Below are 323 nucleotides of genomic sequence, written 5' to 3' on the forward strand. Positions count from 1 at the left end.
TGGAAAATTAAAATACAGTAAAAATTTCGGTATTAGCGTTCATGAAGCAGCCGCCTTCACGATCGCAAGACGTGGATTAGAATTGCAAGAACAATTACCAAAAGAGATTATATTATTATTAAAAAACCAAATTACAACAAAACTGCGTATTCTTGTTGCTTCCATGGAAGAAAGTAAAAAGAATACGCAAAAAGTATATAAAAAATGGTTACAAACAATTCAAATGTGGAAAGAATATCACAATTGGAAATTGTGGAGCATTCTTCACAAAACTGTTTATATGAGCAATCAACAATTCGTATTTAAAATTTAAATGAGAAGGG

Annotated in this window: 1 pseudogene; it reads left to right on the plus strand. The window is 30.3% G+C overall.

Going from position 1 to position 323, the window contains the following annotated elements:
- Nucleotides 1-313: pseudogene (locus FOT98_RS31760) on the plus strand (IS200/IS605 family accessory protein TnpB-related protein); the annotation flags it as partial.
- Nucleotides 314-323: the final 10 nt, after the last annotated feature.

Source organism: Bacillus sp. HY001, assembly GCF_007558965.1.
In the GTDB taxonomy this organism is placed as follows: Bacteria; Bacillota; Bacilli; order Bacillales; family Bacillaceae_G; genus Bacillus_A; species Bacillus_A mobilis.